Raw genomic sequence first — 5,217 nt, 5'->3', positions numbered from 1 at the left:
TGCTAATAAACATAGCAAAATTATAGATGATTTCCTGACCTAAGATCACATTTTATTCTTTTTTCCACTTCAATCTAAGAATTGAGAAAAAAGCAAAACCTTATATTATACCATAAAAAAATTATGCAAGAGGTCTAATATTTAGTTTTAGCCAGAAATATCTAAGGGGACAAAACCTAATTGACCAATTGTCAATAGAGTTTTCAATGCGCTCACCCTGAGACTTTCTTGAGTATTTATATTTAGTGAATTGTTCGGCTTTTTCTGTCTTTTCCTTTGTCTTTTTCCACCTGCGGAATTTGGGTTGTATTGATTCGGACAATACCCGATGAGCCTTTCTCTGTCAAATCTTGAGGAGTCTTGCGTTTCATTTTTGAATTGGCGTTGTTTTACTCCCTGATGGAATGAGCAGTTGAGGCAGCATTAACTTGAGCGATCGCATTTAAAGGTAAAGATTGAACAGGCCGAATGTTTTAGGTTTACCTTGAGTTTATTGCTGTAATTCTTTCAACAAATCTAAGACTTTTTGAGCTTGTGCTGTGTCACCCCGTTGCTGATATAAATTGGCTGCTTTTTCCAAGTCGGTGATCGCTTTTTGACGGTTTCCTGACATTTCATAGACAAGCCCTCGCAGGTTGTAAGCATCAGCATAGTTAGGATCGAGGCGAATTGCTTGGGTGTAGTCGGCGATCACTTTTTGATATTCTTTTAATTGACCATAGGCATTACCTCGAAAAAGATAAGCACGAGCATCGTTAGGATTGAGGCGAATTGCTTGGGTGTAGTCGGCGATCGCTTTTTGATATTCCCCTAACTCAAAATATGCGTCGCCTCGAAGAATGTAAGCAATAGCATCGTTAGGATTGAGACGTATCGCCAGGTTAAATTGTGCCAGCGATTGCACAAAATTTCCTTTTTTCCATTCCTCTATTCCATAATTAAAAAACAACTCGGCAAAGGCTAGTTTAGAATTAGGATTTGATCGAATGCTATCGATCAAATCCTGAGTTACTTTGATTAAATCTATGGTTGTCTGGTATGCTTCTGTATCTCCCTGTTTTTGAAGTAATTCTGCCGCTTTTCGTAGCTCTGTGATCTGATTTTCTAAATCTCCTAAACCCTTATATGCCATTGCCCTGCCCATGTAAGCTTGAGCATAGTCGGGTTTGAGTTGAATCGCTTGGCTAAAATCGACAATTGCACCATCAAAATCTGCTTTGTCATATTTATCCATCGCCTGAACAAAAAAATCCTTAGCATTCCTTCCATTGGAAAAATATTGAGCGAGCGCGTTAGTAGTGGAGATACTTTGTTGAGGTGTTCTTAATTTATTCTGAGCAATTTCTCGGCCACTAATTGCTTGAGTGAAATTAGGATTAAGTCGTATTGCTTGAGCATAATCGGCGATCGCTTTTTGAGAATCTCCTAATTTATCATACAAAGTTGCTCGGTTATAGTAAGCTACTGCTGAATTGGGATTAAAGCGAATAAATTGGTTATAATCAGCCAGGGCTTTGTCATATTGCTGTAAACGACTATAGGCAATTCCTCTGTTGCCATAGGCTTGAGCATAGTTAGGATTAAGACGAATGGCTTCATTAAAACTATTAATGGCAGCCTCTAGATCACCTTGTTGTAATCTTTTTACTCCCTGATGGAAAAAGTCCAGAGCAGTTGAGGCAGCATTGACTTGAGCGATCGCATTTAAAGGTAAAGATTGAACGGGCCGAGGGAGAGAAAGGAAGCCTAAACCGAGACAGAGGGTAATTAAGATAGAGAAAGGACGGAGAAACATGATTGATTTTCCCTAGCAATGTTTTAGGTTGACGTTGAGTTTATTTTTGTATTATTTTAATAACTTCTAAGATTTCTTGAACTTTTGTCTTGAGGAGTCCTGCGTTTCATTTTTGAATTGGCGGGCCGTGAAAATGCCTCTTAGCTTAAAACCCGATGCCCGACCCCCGACACCCTGCCCCCACGAAAAACTTTTTGCCGCAACCCCTAACTAGGGAAAGCTGACTTGATCTAGTGGAGCAGAAAAAAAAAAGGGGGGGGTAATGGCCAATTTTTAGCTTGGACTTGGTTCTTTCACCAAAATTGAGTACAATGTCACTATCAATAGGCACTTCCTCTCCTCTCACCCACTCGAGATTAACCTCGCTCTGAACAAAGATAATCGGGTTAGCGAGTACAGGAATAGCCTCTCTCCTCCTCGATTTTCACCTTTTCTGGGTAATTTACCCAGTCAGGAGCGTTTATAGACTGATTTACTGCCTTGATCGACCCTAGATAAAATCAGGTCAAAAGATTATTGGCTTTGTTGATCACCAATCCCCTTAGAGCTGCCCAGGAAAATCTATGGTAAGTTTTTTTAAAAAGCTATTGACAAAAAAAAATCAAGGTGTTGGGTTAGAGATCACACCGGAGCGTATTAACATAGCTCAGATCGCCAAACAGGGACAAAATTATAAATTAGTTAAATGTTGTTCGTCGGATATCCCGGAAGGCATCTTTGAGGAGGGAAAAATCGTCGATTCCCCCGCTTTAGCGGAATTAATCCAAGAAGTCCTCAAGGAAAATAAAATTAACAGCAAACGAGTCGCTACTGGTGTGCCGATGCGCGAGTCAATTATCCGGATGATCCCCATTCCCTCGGAATTGGACGATCAGGAATTGCGAAATCTGGTCTTAAATCATGAGGCTAGTTTATACCTTCCCTATCCTCGCGAGGAAGTGGATCTCGACTACCAAAAACTAGGCTACTTTCAGGATGAAGACGGGATCGAAAAAGTGCAGGTTTTGCTGGTAGCCACTCGTCGGGAGATTACCGATGCCTACATGGAAACCTTCCAACAGGCAGGATTACAGGTAGATGTGCTAGAAATTAATAGTTTTGCCCTAATTCGGACGATTCGCGAACATTTGCGACAGTTTAGTTCCAATGAAGCTGCCGTTATTGTTGATATAGAATTTGATAACACGGAAATTGCCATCGTGGTGGACGGCGTTCCCCAATTTTCCCGCACTGTCCCCATCGGCACTTTCCAGCTACAAAATGCCCTCTCCAGGGCGATGAATTTGCCCACCTCCCGCAGTCCTGAGATTCTTTTGGGGATGACAATTCCGATTACTGCCTTTGATAGTCTTAGCACCAATACCGGCACTTCTGGGGCCCCTACTAACGCCGGGATGACGGCACTGATGCGCGTTTTAGGGGAATTAACCGATGAGTTACGGCGATCGATTAATTTCTATCTTAACCAAAGTGATGACCTGGAAATCGTCCAATTACTTTTAGCCGGTCCCGGGGGCGGTTTAGCGCAACTAGACGAATACTTTACTCAACGTCTCAGCGTCCCCACCATGGCAATCGATCCGATCGCATCACTGAACTTAGATACAACTCAAGAGATTCCTAATACCGAAAGACCGGGATTAGGAACAGTTATCGGTTTAGGATTACGGGAGGTATAGACAAAAATTATGTATAGTCTTGACGTTAATTTTCTTAAGGATCGCCATCTTAGCCAAACGGGGAAAGGAACCCCCGCAGCCAAGATTTCCACCGCTATTAACCTGCGTAAACAAACACCCCTGTTGATCGGTGTGGGAGTGGGGGCCGGATTATTGACACTGACGGGATTACTCGGTTTAATCCTCGGTTGGCAAACCAGCGAAACTCAGGCCAAAATTCAGCAACTGGACGCGGAATTAGGTCAACTGCAAGCCCAAAGCAAAAAGCTAGAAGACATGAAAGCGCAACTAACGGCGGTAGGAGAAGAAAATGAAGCTCTGGTAACTGTATTCAATCAGATTAGGCCTTGGTCAGCTATTCTTCAAGAAATTCGCCTGCAAACTCCCCCTAGTGTCCAGCTAACCAGTGTGCAGCAGGTGGAGGTTCCCGCTGCCCCAGATCAAGGGCAACAGAATCGGGCTACTCGCTTAAAAATCAGTGGTTTTGCCAGTAATTACGAAGCAGTCAATGATTATCTCTTAACCCTACAAGCTTCTCCTTTTTTACAGGGTAGGCAAACGGTGATCGAAAGTGCTGCCCTAGCCGATTTACCCGTACAGGTGGACAATAAGTACAAAAATATTAATGTTACTTTCCCCCAAGCGGTTCAATTTGTGATCACCGCCCAATTAAGTGATACTCCCGCTACTCAACAACTGCTCAATCTGACCCGCAATGGAGCACTCGGAGTTGTCACTAGGATTAATACTCTCAAACGCCAAGGAGCCATTCAACCATGACCTTTACCGAAGAATTTGAAGATCGGGAATTAGAGGAATTTGACGAGTATCCTATCGCTTTCGGGATAACTTTTACTCCCCGCAATAGTGGCATCGCTGCCGCTGTGCTAGGTTTACTTGGCTCTTTCTATCTGCTTTTTAACTGGGTGATGCCCGCTTATAATACCTTGCAACAGTTGCAAAACGATGCAGCTGGCAAACAACAACAGGTAGATCAACAAAAAAGCGGTCTCGGAGCCGCAGAATTCCCCAAAATCGAGAGTCAGTTGCAACAAAAAGAGGCAACTAAACAGCAAATTCTCGCGCTTTTTGCTCAAGAAAAGAACTTAAGCACAATTCTCTTAGATATTAGTAATATCTTTAAGTCTCGCAATGTTAAGCTGATTAGTTTCCAACCCCAAGGACTAGAACCAGTGGTGGTTTCCGATGGTTCCCTCGGTAGCGCGGTTAATAATAAGCTCAAACGTCAAACTCTTAACGTCAAGATCGAAGGGAACTATGCTAACACTCAAGAGGTTATTCGGGATTTAGAAAGATTACAGCCGCTCATTTTGCTCAACAGTCTCAATACCCAGATGGAAAAGGAAGGATCGGCGGTTCAAGTGGTTAGTACTGGCAAAAATAAAGCCACTATCGTTCCCCAAGGCGATAAACCCGTTACTACCACCTTTCTTCTCGATGTGATTATTCCTCTCAATGCCGCCGAATTAGCGAAATTAGCACCGCCACCCCCCGCCGAAGGCCAACCCCCCGCTAGTCCGCCCCAATAGGAGAACTTTCAGTGATTAAATGGTCTTCATTCCGGTGCGAGTATTCCGTTTTTGGCTCTTCGGTTTGTGTTATGCAATGGACGGGGATTATAAGGGATGGAACCCTTATATAGAAAGGCATTTAGCGATTTTTGTCAATTGTTTTTTATCTAGAGCGAACTAATCAATTAAGTCTCTTGCCAGATAAGGATTT

5 protein-coding genes are annotated in these 5,217 nt (G+C 42.9%); 3 read left to right on the top strand and 2 right to left on the bottom strand.

The genetic code is table 11. The annotated features are described in order from the left end of the window. Window positions 1–242: 242 nt before the first annotated feature. Together O9332_RS17885 and O9332_RS17880 are read right to left on the bottom strand one after the other, a co-directional pair. Window positions 243–371: a hypothetical protein gene (locus O9332_RS17885; RefSeq protein WP_256378305.1), complete on the bottom strand. Its 129-nt coding sequence runs from the start codon at window positions 369–371 to the stop codon at window positions 243–245. Between the two features lie 119 nt (window positions 372–490). Continuing rightward, the gene (locus O9332_RS17880) at window positions 491–1,795 is read right to left on the bottom strand and encodes a tetratricopeptide repeat protein (protein ID WP_002758746.1); all 1,305 of its coding nucleotides are present in this window, start codon (window positions 1,793–1,795) and stop codon (window positions 491–493) included. A gap of 563 nt (window positions 1,796–2,358) precedes the next feature. Between O9332_RS17880 and pilM the strand changes: the two genes are divergently transcribed. Genes pilM through O9332_RS17865 form a run of 3 tightly spaced genes read left to right on the top strand, consistent with a single transcriptional unit; the run spans window position 2,359 to window position 5,024 of the window. Next, complete coding sequence (gene pilM / locus O9332_RS17875) at window positions 2,359–3,474, top strand: type IV pilus assembly protein PilM (RefSeq protein WP_002758747.1); 1,116 nt, start codon at window positions 2,359–2,361, stop codon at window positions 3,472–3,474. Window positions 3,475–3,483: 9 nt separating this feature from the next. Beyond that, window positions 3,484–4,254 carry a PilN domain-containing protein gene (locus O9332_RS17870; protein WP_002758748.1) on the top strand — a complete coding sequence of 257 codons (771 nt, stop codon included), beginning with the start codon at window positions 3,484–3,486 and terminating at the stop codon, window positions 4,252–4,254. Continuing rightward, window positions 4,251–5,024, top strand: coding sequence for a hypothetical protein (locus tag O9332_RS17865; RefSeq protein ID WP_002758749.1), 774 nt, complete (start codon window positions 4,251–4,253; stop codon window positions 5,022–5,024). Before O9332_RS17870 ends, O9332_RS17865 begins: the two co-directional genes overlap by 4 nt. Window positions 5,025–5,217 lie beyond the last annotated feature (193 nt).

It is taken from the genome of Microcystis sp. LE19-10.1B (assembly GCF_027530565.1).
GTDB classification, from domain to species: domain Bacteria; phylum Cyanobacteriota; class Cyanobacteriia; order Cyanobacteriales; family Microcystaceae; genus Microcystis; species Microcystis aeruginosa.
The sequence above is the reverse complement of the archived record's forward strand: the minus strand, read 5'-3'. Positions and strand labels throughout refer to the sequence as shown.

What these genes read in the sequence shown, in the direction of transcription:
- O9332_RS17885 (WP_256378305.1), bottom strand. Translation starts at nt 371, where the DNA reads ATGAAACGCAAGACTCCTCAAGATTTGACAGAGAAAGGCTCATCGGGT.
- O9332_RS17880 (WP_002758746.1), bottom strand. Translation starts at nt 1,795, where the DNA reads ATGTTTCTCCGTCCTTTCTCTATCTTAATTACCCTCTGTCTCGGTTTA.
- pilM (WP_002758747.1), top strand. Translation starts at nt 2,359, where the DNA reads ATGGTAAGTTTTTTTAAAAAGCTATTGACAAAAAAAAATCAAGGTGTT.
- O9332_RS17870 (WP_002758748.1), top strand. Translation starts at nt 3,484, where the DNA reads ATGTATAGTCTTGACGTTAATTTTCTTAAGGATCGCCATCTTAGCCAA.
- O9332_RS17865 (WP_002758749.1), top strand. Translation starts at nt 4,251, where the DNA reads ATGACCTTTACCGAAGAATTTGAAGATCGGGAATTAGAGGAATTTGAC.